The sequence below is a fragment of the Mucilaginibacter sp. 14171R-50 genome, from assembly GCF_010093045.1.
Taxonomy (GTDB): domain Bacteria; phylum Bacteroidota; class Bacteroidia; order Sphingobacteriales; family Sphingobacteriaceae; genus Mucilaginibacter.
This window is the reverse complement of record NZ_CP048115.1, coordinates 224,743-242,262: the sequence shown is the minus strand read 5'-3', so window position 1 is coordinate 242,262 and position 17,520 is coordinate 224,743. Positions and strand designations below refer to the sequence as shown.

Here is a 17,520-nt window from a genome sequence, read left to right as displayed (position 1 = left end):
TGTTACAAGGCTTACTCCAGCACCACCGTTTTGTTCTTATACACAAAAACCCGGTCGTCAAAAACCAGCTTTAAGGCTTTGGCTAAAACGGCAGTTTCTATTTCCTTCCCGGCCTTTACCATATCAGATACGGCAAGCGAGTGATTGGCAGGGATAATTTGCTGCGCAATGATGGGGCCTTCGTCCAGTTCATCGGTTACATAATGCGCCGTTGCGCCTATTAGCTTAACTCCCCGCTCGTAAGCCTGCCGGTAGGGACTGGCCCCTGCAAAGGCCGGCAAAAACGAGTGATGGATATTGATGATCTGCATTGGGAAACGGCTTACAAATTGGTGCGAAAGTATCCGCATAAATTTGGCCAGCACCAGGTAGTCATATTCATATTTCCCGATTGTGTTGAGCAGCTTTTGCTCAAACAACTCTTTATCCCCGGTTGCGGGCAAATGGTAAAACGGCACGTCGAACCGCCGGCAGATATCCTGCAGGGTATCATGATTGCCAATTACACATTGTACGCTGGCGCCAAGTGTTTTAAAATAATTACGCACCAAAATGTCTGCAAGGCAATGGTATTCTTTGGTAACCAGTACAATGATCTTTTTTTCGGGCAGGGGGTTTATTTTAACTATCGCGCCGTTAGGTAAAATTTGGCACAGGTCTTCTTCAAGTCCTTCAGCATTATCTGTTTTGTCTACTTCAAGCCGCATAAAAAACAGGTTGGCGTTATTGTCCACATGCTCATGCATGCTGGTAATATTAAACTGTTTTTGAGCAAGCAGGCCCGATATAGCCGCAACCAGGCCCACACGGTCGGTGCATTGGATAACGATGATCATGTTTTGGCGTGTAATACAGTTTCAAAGCTATAATTATTCGCAACATAACATAGCCGCGAAGGCACCAAAAGTGTTGAAAACTTTTTGGTGGTAAAAAGTGGTAAAAAGTGGTAAAAGTAATATACTTTTACGTTACAAATGTTGTTGACCTTGTAGAATGTCCTATTTAACCGGAGAATTTAATTGTAAACTGGATGCCAAAGGGCGGATGATGATCCCTGCGGACCTTAAGAAGCAGCTCCCGGAAGCTGACAATGAAGGTCTTGTGATCAATCGCGGCCTTGAGAACTATCTTGTTATTTACACTAAAAAGGAATGGGACATAAAGCTTGGTGAACTGAGCAAACTTAACGAATACGACAGGAAAAGTATCAAGTTTGTAAGATATTTTACCGGTGGCGCAACGGTTTTACAGCCGGATGCTGCCGGCAGGGTAAACCTGCCAAAGCATCTGTTGGATTATGCAGGTATTACCGGCGAGGTTGTGCTTACCTGCTTATTAAATAAGGTTGAGGTTTGGGATAAAAAGGCCCACCTTGAAATGATAAGTAACGAGCCCGATAATTTCGCCGATCTGGCCGAAGAGGTTATGGGCAATAAAGGAAGGGGGCGCGATGAGTAATTATCATACCCCTGTAATGCTTGCCGAATGCATCGAGGCTTTGAGTATAAAACCCGATGGCACCTATGTTGACGTAACCTTTGGCGGCGGCGGCCACTCGCGCGAGATAATGAAGCATTTAGGGGCGGGCGGGCGATTGCTGGCGTTTGACCAGGATGCCGATGCGCAGCAAAATTTGATAGACGACGAACGCTTCACCTTTATCGATCAAAACTTCAGGTACCTCAAAAATTTCACAAGGCTGCACGATGCCATTCCCGTTGATGGTATACTGGCTGATCTGGGTGTATCGTCATACCAGTTTGACCAGGCCGACCGCGGATTTTCGATACGCTTTGATGCCGAGCTGGATATGCGCATGAACCAGGCATCTGATCTTAGCGCTAAAGAAGTAGTGAACAACTATAGCGAAGCTGACCTGCACCGCATTTTTGGCATGTATGGCGAAGTGCAAAACGCCAAATCGCTGGCTAAAACTATTGTAACCGCCAGGCTTAACGGCCCCATAGTTACTGTTGCCGACCTGAAAAATGCGATAAGCAATATTACCCCACGGGGTAAAGAGAATAAATACCTGGCGCAGGTTTTTCAGGCGCTGAGGATAGAGGTGAACCAGGAGCTGGAAGCTTTGAAAGATTTCCTGATACAATCCGCTGAAGTATTAGCAACCGGCGGCAGGCTGGTAGTGATGTCATATCACTCACTTGAAGACAGGCTGGTGAAAAATTTTATTGCTAAAGGCAAGTTCAGCGGCGAGGTAGAGAAAGACCTTTATGGTAACAATAACCGGCCTTTTGACGCGGTTAGCCGCGGTGCAATTGTAGCTACCGAAGAAGAGATATTAAGCAATAACCGGGCACGCAGTGCCAAATTAAGAATAGCTGTAAAAAAATGACCAATCGTTTACGTACAGAAATTCAGGAGGAAGAATTAGAAGAACAAAAGCTTATCGTGGAAGAAAAGCCTGCAAAGGAAATACCCGATAACTTTTTAACGCAGTTCTTAAAAAACGGGGTCATCACAACTGACGATGCTACCCGTGCACTGCCATTTGTATTATATGTGGCGTTTTTGGGCATGCTGTATATTGGTAACAGGCATGTATCTGAAAACAACATACGCGATATTGATAAGATAAGCAAGGAAGTTAAAGAACTAAGCTGGGAATATAAAAGCAGTAAAGCCGACCTGGCCTTTAAAAGCACTTTAACCGAGGTTGCCAAACGTGCCGATACCCTGGGTATAAGAGAACCTACGGAGCCGCCACAAAAAATAACCGTAAAGGAGGACGCGCAGTAATGAGTATCAGAACAAACATACTGTTAAGGGTTTACCTGGCCTTTGGGTTAATCCTGCTGTTTGCAGCAGCGGTAGTGTTCCAGCTTTGCCGTGTGCAGTTTATACAAGGTAAAAAGTGGCAGGCGATGTCAAAAACCATGTCTACCCGTTACAGAAACATTGAAGCGGCCCGGGGGAACATTTTTTCGGTAGATGGTAGCCTGCTGGCTACATCGGTGCCCGAGTATGAACTGCGAATGGATATGCTGGCCGGTGGTATAGAGAATGATAAGGTGTTTAATCTTAAAATAGATTCGCTGGCCATGAAATTGTCGGCCTTTTTTGGCGACAGATCAGCCCGCGATTATTCAAGGATGTTTCGGGATGCGCGTAAGGACAGCTCGCGCTACCAGTTAGTAAGGCGTAAAGTTACTTACAGCGAGTTAAAGGAGATCCGTAAGTTCCCAATTTTTAATATGGGTAAATACAAGGGCGGGCTGATAATTGTGCAGCAAAATAAACGTATCAGGCCTTTCCGCTTTTTAGCGGCGCGTACCATAGGTTATAAAAACGAAAATGTTAAAAATGGGGTAGGCCTTGAAGGGGCGTATGCCGAATACATTAACGGCGAAAGCGGCAAGCGTTTAGAACGGCGCATGGCGGGCGGTGTGTGGATGCCTGTTAACGACGATAACGAAATAGCGCCAAAAGAGGGAGCAGATATTATATCTACCATTGATGTAAACATGCAGGACCTGGCACAAAGCGCCCTTGAAAAGCAACTTATTAAAAGTAAGGCAGATCATGGCGTTGTGATTGTAATGGAAGTTGCCACCGGCGAAGTAAGGGCCATAGCCAATTTTTCTAAAGTAGAAGAAGGGGTTTATAAAGAAAAATTTAATTATGCTATAGCAGGTAACCAGGACCCCGGCTCTACATTCAAGCTGGCATCATACATGGCCCTGCTGGAAGATAAACTGGTTGATACCAATACCATGATAGGCACAGGTTATTACCAGATACCCGGTAAGCTGATAACCGACTCGCACCCGAAAATTGAAACTGTAACGGTAAAAAAGGCCTTTGAAGAGTCGTCTAACGCGGCCATTGCCAAATTGATCAATACGCATTACGGTAACAATCAGTCAAAATTTACCGACCATTTATATGCCTGGCATTTAAATGAGAAAATGAAGCTGCAAATTCCGGGTGAGGCACAGCCGGTGGTGAAAAATCCAGGCAACCGAAGCTGGAACAAGAACATGACCCTGCCGCAAATGGCTTATGGGTACGAAATGCAGCTAACGCCGTTAAAAATGCTTTCGTTTTACAACGCGGTGGCAAATAATGGTAAATACATAGCCCCCATTTTTGTACGCGAGATCAGGAGACTGGGCAACCCCATCGAACAGTTCAAGGCGCGTGTGGTAAACGATAAAATATGTTCGGACGAAACGCTGAGTAAAATTAAAAGCATGCTTGAAGGTGTGGTAACCGAAGGCAGCGGTAAACAGGTGGTTTACAACCCCGAGTACAAAATTGCCGGTAAAACCGGCACGGCCCAGGTTGCAGACGGAAACAGGGGATATAAGGTAAAAAGCCAATATCAGGCATCGTTTGTAGGTTATTTTCCGGCGGATAAGCCTAAATATTCTATGATAGTGGTTATCAATGATCCTAAGGGTGCTTATTATGGTGCATTGGTGTCGGGCCCGGTTTTCAGAGAAATAGCCGACCGTATCTACGCAGGCGATATGGAAGTGAACCAAACGCCGGCGCATTTAATAGGAAACACCACCCTGCCCAAATTTAAGCAGGGTAATATAAAAGCGTTAAAAAAGGTTTACAGTAAGCTTGGTATAAAACCGCTATATGCTTCGGCCAATTTAAACGGTGTTGATACCAGCAGCGGCATTGCTTTTGAAGATAATAAATACAAAACCGGCACGGTGCCTAATGTAACAGGCATGGGCCTGAGCGATGCGCTTTACGCGTTAGGCAATGCAGGATATAAAGTGGCGGTAAAGGGCAGCGGATCAGTTACTGCGCAATCGGTAACGGGGGGAAGCGTGATTCCAAAAGGTTCAAAAATAACAATAGAACTGCAATGAGATATTTGAGCGACATATTAGAAGGAGTGGCATTTACCGAACTGCAGGGAAGTGCCGATGTGGAGATCTCGGCCGTTGTGTTCGACTCGCGCCAGGTAGTGCCGGGCTGCATGTTCGTAGCCGTTAAAGGTACCGCGGTAGATGGGCACGACTATATTGACCAGGCAATAAAAGACGGCGCTATAGCTATTATTTGCGAAGAGCTGCCGGCTCATACAGCGGCCGAGGTTGACTTTTTAATGGTTGCCGACTCGGCTAAAGCACTGGCGACACTCGCCGCCAACTTTTACGAAAACCCATCATCAAACCTTAAGCTGGTTGGGGTTACCGGTACAAATGGCAAAACCACTATTGCTACCCTGCTTTACAAGCTGTTCCGCGATATGGGTTACAAATGCGGGCTGCTCTCAACGGTTGAAAACCAGGTGAACGGGCGCATTATCCCGTCAACCCATACCACCCCTGATCCGGTAGCGCTGAATAAATTGCTGGCCGATATGGTGAACGAGGGTTGCGACTACTGCTTTATGGAAGTAAGCTCGCACGCTATTGCGCAGCACCGTATAGACGGGCTGGTGTTTTCGGGCGGTATATTCTCAAACCTTACACACGATCATTTAGATTATCATAAAACATTCGATAGCTACCTGAAAGCTAAAAAGGCATTTTTTGACCATCTGCCAAAAAGCGCGTTCGCCCTTACCAACAGCGACGATAAAAATGGTAATGTAATGCTGCAAAATACATCGGCTCACAAAAAAACATACGGGCTTAAAAGCATGGCTGATTACAAAGCCCGCATTATTGAGAATCAGTTTGGCGGTTTGCTGCTTAATATTGATAATGAAGAAGTATGGTTTAAACTGGTAGGTACATTCAATGCCTACAACCTGTTGGCGGTTTATTCGGCAGCACTGCTTTTAGAACAGGATAAATCGAAGGTGCTGGTGAGCCTGAGCAAATTAACCGGTGCCGAAGGCAGATTTGAATATATAGTGGCCCCTAACAAGGTTATTGGTATTGTTGATTATGCCCACACGCCCGATGCAGTGCAGAATGTGTTAAGCACCATTCACGACATACGCAAGGGAAGCGAAAAAGTAATTACAGTTATCGGCTGCGGCGGCGATAGGGATAAGACCAAGCGGCCGGTTATGGCCAAGGTAGCAACCGAATCGAGCGATAAGGTTATCCTTACATCAGATAACCCGCGCACAGAAGACCCGGCGCAGATCATCAAAGATATGGAGGAAGGTATAGATCCGGCTTTTAAGCGTCATACCGTAAGTATTGTTGACAGGCGCGAGGCGATTAAAACGGCCTGCATGTTGGCGCAGCCCGGGGACATCATCCTGCTGGCAGGCAAAGGCCACGAAAAGTACCAGGAAATAAATGGCGTTAAAAACCATTTTGATGATATGGAAGAATTGCAGGAGCAATTTAAAATGATGAGTTGATTAGAAATTTGAGATTTGAAAAATGGTCAGTTAATCATAAAACTGTGAAATCATAAAACAAGCCAATGTTATATTACCTGTTTACCTACCTAAGTAAAAATTACAGTATCCCCGGGATAGGTGTGATGCAGTACATTACCTTTCGGATGGCTATGGCGGTAATTGTATCGTTATTGGTAACAACGGTTTATGGCCGCAGGCTTATTGATTATTTAAGGTTTAAACAAGTTGGCGAAACAGTGCGTAACCTGGGTTTAGAGGGGCAAATGCAAAAATCGGGTACCCCTACAATGGGTGGTATCATTATTATTTTGGGTATCCTTATTCCTACGCTGCTGTTTGCTAAAATTGATAACATCTACATCATCATGATGCTGGTTACTACTATTTGGCTGGGTGCTATTGGCTTTCTGGATGATTATATTAAGGTATTTAAAAAGAATAAGGAAGGCTTAGCAGGTAAGTTTAAAATTACCGGCCAGGTTGGGTTAGCTATTTTTATTGGCTGGACGATGTACTTTAATACAAGTATTACTATGCGCCAGGAAGTAAAGCTGCCTATAAAATACGACGTGCCGGTAGCTTTTCATATGCGGGGCGATAAGCAGGTGTTAACGCAGGATATCAAATCGACCAAAACCACCATGCCTTTCTATAAAAACAACGAGTTTGATTACGGTAAGGTGTTGAAATTTCTTGGGCCGGGTTATGAGCATTATGCCTTGCTTGTATTTATGCTTTTTGTGATCGTTATCATTACCGCGGTATCAAACGGCGCCAACATTACCGATGGCATCGACGGATTGGCTACGGGTACATCAGCTATCATTGGCTTAACGTTGGCCATTCTGGCGTACGTATCCAGTAACACGCTGATAGCCGAATACCTCAACATCATGTACATACCCAATTCGGCCGAACTGGTAATATTTGCAGGCGCTTTTGTGGGGGCATGCGTGGGCTTTTTATGGTACAACTCGTACCCGGCGCAGGTTTTTATGGGCGATACCGGCAGTTTAGCCATAGGAGGTATCATAGCGGTGTTTGCCATCATTATACGTAAGGAGTTATTAGTCCCGGTACTGTGCGGTGTATTTTTAGTTGAAAACCTGTCGGTTATAATGCAGGTGGGCTGGTTTAAGTTCACCAAGCGCAAGTATGGCGAAGGTCGCAGAATATTTCTGATGGCACCGCTGCACCACCATTACCAGAAAAAAGGTTTTCATGAATCGAAGATCGTTACCCGGTTTTGGATCATTTGCATCTTTTTGGCAATAATAACAGTGATTACGTTGAAACTAAGGTAAAAGAAGTCCATGGTCCATAGTTAATGGTCCATGGTAATAAAATATAAGGTTAAACTATGGTCTATCGACCATCGACTATGGACAACAAAACGAGAACAAATACCAAAATAGCCATTCTTGGCGCCGGCGAAAGCGGTGTTGGGGCGGCATACCTGGCCTTACAGCAGGGGTATGATGTATTTGTATCTGATTTTGGACCGGTTGCAGATCATTACAAACAGCAGCTGCAGGACTGGAACATAAAATTTGAAGAAAACGGCCATACCGAAGCCGAGATACTGAAGGCTGCCGAGGTAGTAAAAAGCCCGGGCATACCCGATAAGGCGCCGATAGTGAAAAAGCTGGCAGAGAACAATATTCCCGTGATATCTGAAATAGAGTTTGCCGGGCGGTACACTAATGCCAAAATGATATGTATAACAGGCTCAAACGGCAAAACAACAACTGCCAGCCTTACTTATCATATCCTTAAAAACGGCGGACTTAACGTAGGGCTGGCAGGTAATATTGGCAAAAGCTTTGCCTACCAGGTAGCTACAGAAAAATTTGATTATTACGTGCTGGAGATAAGCAGCTTTATGCTGGATAACATGTACAGGTTTAAGGCGGATATAGCGGTGTTGTTAAACATTACGCCTGATCATCTTGACCGGTACGAATACAAGCTTGAAAACTACGCCGCATCAAAATTCAGGATAACGCAGAACCAAACCGGCGCCGACCATTTTATTTATTGCGCGGATGATGCCGAAACAATAAAGGTGATGCAAGGCAAAGAGATAGCGGCGCAGCAACTGCCGTTTTCGATACAAAAAAAGATTACAACGGGAGCATATCTCGATAAGGATAACCTAATTATAAACGTACACCAACAACATTTTCAAATGTCAATAAACGAACTGGCCCTGCAGGGAAAGCACAACATCTACAATTCTATGGCTTCGGGTATCGTAGCCAAAGTGCTTGAGCTACGCAACGAAACAATGCGGGAGAGTATGGGCAACTTCCGGAACATTGAGCACAGGTTGGAGTCGGTTGGTAAAATATCGGGCATCAGCTTTATTAATGATTCAAAAGCTACCAATGTAAATTCCACCTGGTACGCGCTCGAGAGCATGACAACCGATGTTGTTTTGATCTTAGGCGGCGTTGACAAGGGCAACGATTATAGCATGCTTAGGCAGCTGGTTAAGCAAAAAGTAAAGGCCATAGTATGTTTGGGTAAAGATAATAAACGCATTCACGATGCATTTGAAGAGGATGTTGAAGTTATTGTAAATACCTCATCGGCCCAGGAAGCAGCGCAGGTTGCCTATCACCTGGCTGAAAAAGGCGATACCGTATTGTTATCACCTGCCTGCGCAAGTTTTGATCTGTTTAAAAATTATGAAGACAGGGGCAGGCAGTTTAAGGACGCGGTGAAGGAACTATAGATGATGTGCAGATGTGTGAATATGCAGATGTGCAGATGAAGAAATAATTAATGAATGATAAACCAAATTTAATAGTTGACTTAACCTTCAACTTTTCTTTGAAGATCATTGAGTTTACAGAATTACTCGAATCGAAAAAGAAATTTAATATGGCTAATCAATTATTCAGAAGCGGAACATCAATAGGGGCAAATGTAAGAGAGGCGCAAGGGGCGCAAAGTAAAATTGACTTTAGGCATAAATGTAAAATTGCATACAAGGAAGCGGAGGAAACAGAGTACTGGTTATTGCTTTGTAAGCATGCCGAAAGTTACCAGTTTGAGGAAGCAATGTATAACGATATACAATCAATATTAAAGGTGTTAGGTAAAATTATATCATCAACGCATTAAATAAAATTAATAATCTGCACATCTGCACATTTGCATATCTGCACATTTAAAAGCAATATGAATCAAATACTCAGTAACGTAAAAGGCGACCGCTGGATATGGCTTATCGTTATCCTGCTTTCTATTTTATCATTGCTGGCTGTGTACAGCTCGACAGGTACGCTGGCTTATATAAAAGGAAAGGCAAACGAAACCTACCTGGTTAAGCATATGGCCATGCTGTTTGGCGGGTTAGCGCTCATGTACATTTCGCACCGTATAGATTACCGCTATTATGCTGGTATCTCAAAAATACTGATGGTGATCACCATCCCTTTATTACTTTATACACTGGTATTTGGTAACCACGTTAATGATGCCAGCCGCTGGATATCTATACCGGGTACAGGGCTAACCTTCCAAACTTCCGATTTGGCCAAACTGGCTTTGATCACTTACCTGGCGCGCACATTATCGCGTAAGCAGGAGAATATAAAGGATGTAAAGCAATCATTCATCCCTATAATGGGATCGGTTTGTGTAGTATTTATACTGATAGCACTGGCCAACCTTTCAACCGCGTTAATGCTGTTTGGCGTAAGCATTTTGTTGTTGATCATAGGCCGTATCAGCATTAAACAAATATCGGTGGTTTGCTTGGCAGGCGCGGTGTTGCTTGCAGGCGTTATTATGCTGGGGCCGCGCAGGCAAACGTATATTTCGCGTATACACGCCTTTATGCACCCCGAACTGGCGACTGCTGATAAATCGTTCCAGTCCGACCATTCAAAAATTGCCATTGCCACGGGCGGTGTGCTGGGTAAAGGGCCGGGTAATAGTACCGAGCGTAATTATTTACCGCACCCTTATTCAGATTTTATTTATGCAACCATTGTTGAAGAATACGGTTTAATAGGAGGTATAGCATTAGTGGGTATTTACCTGTTCTTATTATACAGGTGTATAAAAATTGTGACTAAAGCCCCAAAAGCATTTGGTGCGCTGCTGGCCGCAGGGCTAAGCTTTAGCTTAACCATACAGGCGTTTGCCAATATGGCGGTGGCAGTAGGATTGGGGCCGGTAACCGGTGTGCCGTTGCCACTGGTAAGTATGGGTGGTACATCCATATTATTTACCAGTGTGGCGTTCGGTATCATACTATCGGTAAGTCGCGATATAGACGAGCCGAAGAAGGTGGTGGTAGGAGAAATAAGCGTAGCAAGATAATTTCGGATTTCGGATTTTCGATTTCGGATTTCGAATGCAGCTATTTACAGTTTAGAGTTTGGGATTCAGAGTTTAGAATTTAGGATTTAGAGTTTAGGATTTAGAATTTAAAGTTTAGGATTTAGAATTTAAAAAAGAAATGTCAAAAAGGATCATCATAAGCGGCGGCGGTACGGGGGGGCACATCTTCCCGGCTATTGCTATTGCCAACGCTTTAAAAAAGCTTGATCCGGCTACCGAGATATTATTTGTTGGTGCCAGCGGCCGTATGGAAATGGAGAAAGTGCCGGCGGCCGGCTACAAAATTATTGGGTTGGATATCCAGGGCATTCAGCGTAAATCCATCATCAAAAACCTGATGTTCCCGGTAAAACTGATAAACAGTGTGCGCAAGGCCATTCGGATAATAAAGGATTTTAAGCCCGATGCCGCTGTAGGTGTTGGAGGCTATGCCTCGGGGCCGTTATTATATGCGGCATCATTACGTGGCATTCCAACCTTGATACAAGAGCAAAATTCGTACGCGGGTATCACCAATAAATGGTTGGGGGCTAAAGCCAGAAAGATATGCGTAGCGTTTGACGGGATGGAGAAGTTTTTCCCTTTCGATAAGATCATTAAAACCGGCAACCCTATACGTAAGGAATCGGTAAATATAGCTGGTAAACACATGCAGGCGCTTGAGCTGTTTAAGTTATCGTCGTTCAAAAAAACAATACTTGTAACAGGTGGCAGCCTGGGTGCGCGCACTTTAAATAACAGTATACAGGCAGGCATTGATAAATTGATTGCCGCCGATGTGCAGGTGATCTGGCAAACGGGTAAGTTCTACTATAAAACCATTGTAGAACAGTTAGGGCCAAACCGCCACCCGGACATTTGCGTGGTAGAGTTTTTAAACCGCATGGATTTGGCTTATGCCGCTGCCGATGTGATCATATCAAGAGCCGGCGCGGGTACTATAGCCGAGCTTTGTGTAGTAAAGAAACCCGTGATACTGGTGCCATCGCCAAATGTAGCCGAGGACCACCAAACCAAGAATGCCCTGGCTTTGGTTGAAGAGAATGCCGCGGTATTTGTGGCCGACAGGGATGCCGAAACAAAACTGGTTGATAAAGTGCTGGCACTTTTAAATGATAATGATAAACAAAAGAAATTAAGCAATAACATTGGTAAGCTGGCCCTGCCCGATGCCGACGAGGTAATTGCAAAAGAGGTTATCCAAATAACAAACAACAATTAAAGTAAGTCATTCCGTCCGCTATGCGGGCGGAAGACTTTGTTATTAGTTATTGGAGAGCAATTGAATAGAGAGTAATTAATACGGGAATAGTTAAGAATTTAAAGAGTAGATGAATAATGAAGCGTGATGAGCAGTTTTGAAACCACTCACCACTTAACCAATCAACCACTCACCAAATCAACATGGAACTAAACAACATAAAAAGAGTTTACCTGGTAGGGATAGGCGGCATAGGCATGAGCGGCCTGGCCCGCTATTTCCATCATTTAGGCTGTGTTGTTTGCGGCTACGATAAAACCCATACCCCCTTAACGGACGAACTGCATAACGAAGGCATCTGCGTGGTTTTTGAGGATAGGGCGGATTGGATACCAATGAGTTTCCAGGAATTGGATAGCGATACCCTTGTTATATATACTCCGGCTATCCCCAAAGATTCCCAAATATTAAATTTTTTCCGCCGTAAGGGTTTTGAATTGTATAAGCGTTCGCAGGTGTTGGGTATCATCAGCAAAAGCATGTATACCATTGCTGTGGCAGGCACACACGGCAAAACCACCACCTCGTGCATGATAGCGCATATATTAAAAGATTCGGGCAAGGATTGCTCGGCTTTTTTGGGTGGCATATCATCAAATTATCAAACCAATGTGTTGTATGGCGATAATAACATTGTGGTGGTTGAGGCCGACGAGTATGATCGTTCGTTCCTTACCCTGCATCCTGATATAGCCATCATCACCTCGATGGATGCAGACCACTTGGATATTTACGGCGACCATGCGCATCTCGAGGAGTCGTTTAAGCTGTTTGCTTCGCAAATAAAACAGGGTGGTACGCTAATTTACCACAAAGGCCTGCCTTTGGGCAACGGGTTTACTTATGCTATGAACCATGACGCGCAGGCTATGGCCACCAATGTGCGGATAGAAGAAGGCAATTTTTATTTCGATTTTAACGATGGCAGCACCAGCATTCCTGATATAAAAATGGGTATAGCAGGGCTTCATAATATCGAAAATGCCGTTGCGGCGATTGAGGCTGCCCTGCATGTTGAAGTACCGCCTGCTGCCATACACGAGGCACTGGGCTCATTTAAAGGAGTTAAGCGCAGGTTTGAGTATATCGTAAAAAACGCAGACCATATCTATATTGACGATTATGCGCACCATCCCGAAGAATTAAGGGCAGCCATATCATCTGTAAAACGCTTGTATCCGGATAAAAAACTAACGGTTATTTTTCAGCCGCACCTGTTTACACGTACGCGCGATTTTGCCGATGGCTTTGCTGAAGTGCTGGATATGGCCGATGAACTGCTGATGCTGGATATTTACCCGGCCCGCGAGTTGCCCATTGAAGGTGTGGATAGCGACATGATACTGAGCCGCATGAAAATGTTGAATAAACGCAAATGTGGAAAACAAGAAAGCATTGAAATTGTGCGATCTGAAAAACCCGCGTTACTTTTAACTGTAGGCGCGGGCGATATTGACCAATTGGTTACACCTTTAAAACAAGCTTTACAGGATGTTTAAAAAACGCATATGGAAGCCGCTTCTTATTGGGTTTGGCTGGCTTATAAGCCTGGCCGGCCTGGTGGTGCTTATGAGTTTTATCGAGGTTAAAAAGGCCGGGCTTACCTGCAAAAAGGTAAACGTTTACATTCCGGGCAACCAATATTTTATTGACAGGCAGGAGATAGATAATATACTGCAAACCACCAGCCACACACTTATCGGCCGCAGGTTAGAGAATATTGATATACACGCGCTCGAAAACAAATTAAAGGTTAATCCCTTTGTTGAGTTTGCAAAGGTGTTTATTGAGATGGACGGAACCCTACAGGTTGAAGTGAGCCAGCGCCAGCCCATACTGCGGGTAATGAATAGGTTTGACCAGGATTTTTATGTGGATCAGCATGGGCTAAAAATGCCGTTATCGCCAAACTTTACCGCAAGGGTGCTGGCGGTTAACGGGTACATCGACGAGCTGTTTGCCAATAAGGTCGATTCGTTACACACCGCGCTGGCAAAAGAGATATTTAAAACAGCTGATTTTATCAGGAAGGATTCCCTTTGGGATGCACAGATAGAACAGCTGTATGTGAACCAGGACCACGAGATAGAATTGATACCCCGCGTGGGCAACCAGCGTATTTTACTGGGCAATGCCGACTCGCTGGCAACAAAGTTTAATAACCTTAAGGTATTTTATAAGCAGGCTTTGCCTTTGGTTGGGTGGGATGCTTATAAGCTGATCAACATAAAATACATAAACCAGGTGGTGGGTGTAAAAAACGAAACCTTGCTGGATTCGTTGAAGCGCCGCCGCGAGTTTATGGCCGACTCGGTAAAAAAGGCGCAATTTAATCAGGATACGGCAAGCGTGAACGCGGCTGCTTTAAAAGATACAACGGGTAAAAAGACATCTATTAAAAACTAATTTATATGGACAAGAGTTCAACACAAGAAAAAAGTTCGCCAATTGTAGTAGGCCTTGATATAGGAACCACTAAGATCTGCGCGATAGTTGGCCGAAGGAGCAAGAACGGCAAAATAGAGGTATTGGGCATAGGCAAGGCCGAGTCGGCCGGTGTAACACGCGGTATGGTATCAAATATCGACAAAACCGTGCAGGGCATATCAACCGCGGTTGATATAGCGGGTACACAGTCAAACGTCGAGATCAGGATAGTTAACGTAGGTATTGCCGGTCAGCATATAAAAAGTTTGCAGCACAGGGGGCTTATTACCCGTAAGGATTTGAGTTCCGAGATCGGCCGCAAGGATATCGACAAACTGGTTGAAGATATGTATAACCTGGTAATGCCTCCGGGCGAAGAGATCATTCACGTCTTGCCGCAGGAATTTACCGTGGATAACGAACCGGGCGTAAAAGATCCGATAGGTATGGCGGGTGTGCGCCTAGAAGCAAACTTCCACATCATATCGGGGCAGGTAACCGCTATCAAAAATATTGTAAAGTGCGTAAACAAAGCCAGCCTGGAGAGCCAGGAACTGATACTGGAGCCCCTGGCATCGTCGGAATCTGTGTTGAGCGACGAGGAAAAAGAGGCGGGTGTGGTGTTGGTTGATATTGGTGGCGGTACCACGGATGTGGCTATTTTCCACGAAGGCATTATCCGCCATACAGCAGTTATTCCGTTTGGTGGTAACAGTGTAACCGAAGATATCCGTGAAGGCTGCTCGGTAATGCGCAACATAGCAGAACAACTTAAGGTGAGGTTTGGTTCGGCGCTGGCAGAGGAAAATAAAGAGAACGAAATAGTTTGCGTGCCTGGTTTACGCGGTCGCGAGCCAAAGGAGATTTCGGTGAAAAACCTGGCGTTTGTAATACAGGCGCGTATGGAAGAAATTATAGAGCATGTGTACTACGAGATCAAATCATCCGGCTACGAAAAGAAACTGATAGCGGGTATAGTAGTAACCGGCGGCGGCGCACAATTAAAGCACCTGACCCAATTAATAGAATACGTTACCGGCCTTGACTGCCGTGTGGGTTACCCCAACGAGCACCTGGCCAAAAACGAGGTATTGCCAAAAAGCACTTACGAGGAACTGCAAAGTCCAACATTTGCTACAGGTATAGGCCTGCTGATAAAAGGTATCCAGAAAATGGAATACAACGGTGCTGCACAAGTGCCGGCAGCGGCTGCTGTTAAAGCTGAAAAAGCAAAATACACCGACGACCGCAAGTTTGGGCTATTGGGCAAAATACTTGAATCGGGCAAAAAATTTATTAAGGACGACATAAAAGACGAGGACTTTTTGAAGTAGAGAATAGAGAATGGTGAGTAGAGAATGGAGAATGGTTTTAATTTGATAAGAACTAATCTCTGCTCACTAATCAACTACTCGCCAACTTATTCACATCCTAAAACTTTTCCACATTGTGCACAATTGTGGAAAAAGCTTGTGGAAAAAGTCATATTATTACATTAAGAAAATCTATTTATTCACCAGAATACATATAGCTGAAAATAAGGATTATGCAGTTTGAGATGTTAAAGGAAAAATCGTCTATCATCAAGGTAATTGGTGTTGGCGGGGGCGGCGGTAACGCGGTAAACCATATGTACAGGCAGGGAATTACCGGTGTCGATTTCATAATTTGTAACACCGATGCCCAGGCGCTTGAGTTAAGCCCTATCCCAAACAAAGTTCAGTTGGGCGCAAGCCTCACCGAAGGTATGGGTGCGGGTTCTATACCCGAAGTGGGTAAAAACTCGGCCATCGAAAACATCGACGACATTAAACAGATGCTGGGCTCAAACACCAAAATGCTGTTTATTACGGCGGGTATGGGTGGTGGCACCGGTACAGGGGCAAGCCCTATTATTGCCAAAGCAGCCCGCGAGCTGGATATCCTTACCGTAGGTATCATAACAACTCCTTTCTCGTTTGAGGGCAAGCGCCGTAAAATGCAGGCCGATGCAGGTATGGAAGAGCTGAAAAAATACGTAGATTCTTTCCTGGTGATATCAAACGACAGGCTGCGCCAGATATTTGGCAACCTAACGCTGGGTTCGGCATTTGCACAGGCCGATGATATTTTGACCACAGCTGCAAAAGGCATCGCCGAGATCATCACCCTGCCGGGCTATATCAACGTAGATTTTAAGGATGTGCGCACGGTGATGAAAGACAGTGGCGTATCTATCATGGGTAGCTGCTCTGCCGAAGGCGAAAATCGTGCCTTAAAAGCAGTAGAAGGTGCACTATCTTCTCCGCTGCTGAAGGATAACGAAATTGAAGGCGCGCGTTATATTTTATTGAATATCAGTTCGGGCGATAAGGAAGTTACCATGGACGAGGTAAGTATTATTACCGACTATATACAGGAAGAAGCCGGCCTGGCCGCAGACCTGATATGGGGTAACTGCCGCGACGAGAATTTGGGAGATAAGCTTTCGGTTACCATTATCGCAACCGGTTTCCAAACCAAAGATGAGCGCGAGAAAGAGAACAGTAATAAAAAAATTGTATCGATGCTGGTGCCCGAGAACGAGCCATTGGTAAAACCGGTGAACGAATTTATCACCCCGGTTAAAGCCGATGCCGAAATGGATGCCGCGCCGTATATGAAACTGAAGGATGAGCCAAAACAAACCGGCTTATTTGACCTGTTTGCGCGCGCCGAACAACAAGACGCGGCTGACGATACCGTTATAAAATACGACCTTAACGAGGAAACCCCTGCTGCCGAAGAGAACGACCCATCGGAGTTTACCTTTAAGGTTACCGAAACGGTAATGAACTTTGAACCGGTTACCGCAAAAGTACAGGCCGAGCCTGAACCGGAACCGGAACCCGAAATAGTTAGCGCCGACGAGAACAAAACCGACGAATCGATAGAAGAGCAGCTGCGTAAATCGCGCGAGCGTATTATGCGTTTAAAAGACCTTAGTATGAAGCTGCGCAACGGCAACATACAGGAGCTGGAGAATATCCCGGCCTATAAACGTAAGGAAATTGCCCTGCAGCAAACCCCGGCATCCGACGAAAGCCAGGTGTCAAGGTTCTCGTTACTGCCTGATAGCGACGGTAAAACCGAGATCAGGAACAATAATTCCTTTTTACACGATAACGTAGACTAATTGATCTGAACCCAT

At 44.9% G+C, this 17,520-nt stretch carries 15 protein-coding genes; 14 read left to right on the top strand and 1 reads right to left on the bottom strand.

Annotated features, from left to right (window positions below):
• Positions 1–11 precede the first annotated feature (11 nt).
• Entirely contained in the window at positions 12–836 is an 825-nt protein-coding gene (gene purU / locus GWR56_RS01060; protein ID WP_162429349.1) for a formyltetrahydrofolate deformylase, read from the bottom strand.
• 157 nt (positions 837–993) lie between these two features.
• Here purU and mraZ point away from each other — a divergent pair, with 157 nt between their 5' ends.
• The 14 genes from mraZ (at position 994) to ftsZ (ending at position 17,505) form a co-directional block, all read left to right on the top strand.
• Entirely contained in the window at positions 994–1,458 is a 465-nt protein-coding gene (gene mraZ, locus GWR56_RS01055; protein WP_162429348.1) for a division/cell wall cluster transcriptional repressor MraZ, read from the top strand.
• Positions 1,451–2,353 carry a 16S rRNA (cytosine(1402)-N(4))-methyltransferase RsmH gene (gene rsmH / locus GWR56_RS01050; protein WP_162429347.1) on the top strand — a complete coding sequence of 301 codons (903 nt, stop codon included), beginning with the start codon at positions 1,451–1,453 and terminating at the stop codon, positions 2,351–2,353. Before mraZ ends, rsmH begins: the two co-directional genes overlap by 8 nt.
• On the top strand, positions 2,350–2,757 hold the full coding sequence (locus GWR56_RS01045) for an FtsL-like putative cell division protein (RefSeq protein WP_162429346.1): 408 nt from the start codon (positions 2,350–2,352) through the stop codon (positions 2,755–2,757). The genes rsmH and GWR56_RS01045 overlap by 4 nt, the downstream gene beginning before the upstream one ends.
• Positions 2,757–4,847, top strand: coding sequence for a penicillin-binding protein (locus GWR56_RS01040; RefSeq protein ID WP_162429345.1), 2,091 nt, complete (start codon positions 2,757–2,759; stop codon positions 4,845–4,847). Before GWR56_RS01045 ends, GWR56_RS01040 begins: the two co-directional genes overlap by 1 nt.
• Positions 4,844–6,304, top strand: coding sequence for a UDP-N-acetylmuramoyl-L-alanyl-D-glutamate--2,6-diaminopimelate ligase (locus GWR56_RS01035; RefSeq protein WP_162429344.1), 1,461 nt, complete (start codon positions 4,844–4,846; stop codon positions 6,302–6,304). Before GWR56_RS01040 ends, GWR56_RS01035 begins: the two co-directional genes overlap by 4 nt.
• A 65-nt stretch (positions 6,305–6,369) precedes the next feature.
• Positions 6,370–7,611 (top strand): phospho-N-acetylmuramoyl-pentapeptide-transferase, encoded by a 1,242-nt coding sequence (gene mraY, locus GWR56_RS01030; protein WP_162429343.1) that lies wholly within the window; start codon positions 6,370–6,372, stop codon positions 7,609–7,611.
• Between the two features lie 77 nt (positions 7,612–7,688).
• A complete protein-coding gene (gene murD / locus GWR56_RS01025) occupies positions 7,689–9,044 on the top strand; it encodes a UDP-N-acetylmuramoyl-L-alanine--D-glutamate ligase (RefSeq protein WP_162429342.1) in 1,356 nt (451 codons plus the stop codon).
• A gap of 50 nt (positions 9,045–9,094) precedes the next feature.
• Positions 9,095–9,436, top strand: coding sequence for a four helix bundle protein (locus GWR56_RS01020; protein ID WP_162429341.1), 342 nt, complete (start codon positions 9,095–9,097; stop codon positions 9,434–9,436).
• Positions 9,437–9,493: 57 nt separating this feature from the next.
• Positions 9,494–10,642, top strand: a complete 1,149-nt coding sequence (locus GWR56_RS01015) for an FtsW/RodA/SpoVE family cell cycle protein (protein ID WP_162429340.1) — start codon at positions 9,494–9,496, stop codon at positions 10,640–10,642.
• A 139-nt stretch (positions 10,643–10,781) separates the two neighbouring features.
• Entirely contained in the window at positions 10,782–11,885 is a 1,104-nt protein-coding gene (gene murG / locus GWR56_RS01010) for an undecaprenyldiphospho-muramoylpentapeptide beta-N-acetylglucosaminyltransferase (RefSeq protein ID WP_162429339.1), read from the top strand.
• 182 nt (positions 11,886–12,067) lie between these two features.
• A complete protein-coding gene (gene murC / locus GWR56_RS01005) occupies positions 12,068–13,423 on the top strand; it encodes a UDP-N-acetylmuramate--L-alanine ligase (RefSeq protein ID WP_162429338.1) in 1,356 nt (451 codons plus the stop codon).
• Positions 13,416–14,330 (top strand): cell division protein FtsQ/DivIB, encoded by a 915-nt coding sequence (locus GWR56_RS01000; RefSeq protein WP_202925357.1) that lies wholly within the window; start codon positions 13,416–13,418, stop codon positions 14,328–14,330. The genes murC and GWR56_RS01000 overlap by 8 nt, the downstream gene beginning before the upstream one ends.
• A 5-nt stretch (positions 14,331–14,335) precedes the next feature.
• Positions 14,336–15,685 carry a cell division protein FtsA gene (gene ftsA, locus GWR56_RS00995; protein WP_202925356.1) on the top strand — a complete coding sequence of 450 codons (1,350 nt, stop codon included), beginning with the start codon at positions 14,336–14,338 and terminating at the stop codon, positions 15,683–15,685.
• A 212-nt stretch (positions 15,686–15,897) separates the two neighbouring features.
• On the top strand, positions 15,898–17,505 hold the full coding sequence (gene ftsZ, locus GWR56_RS00990) for a cell division protein FtsZ (RefSeq protein WP_162429337.1): 1,608 nt from the start codon (positions 15,898–15,900) through the stop codon (positions 17,503–17,505).
• Positions 17,506–17,520 lie beyond the last annotated feature (15 nt).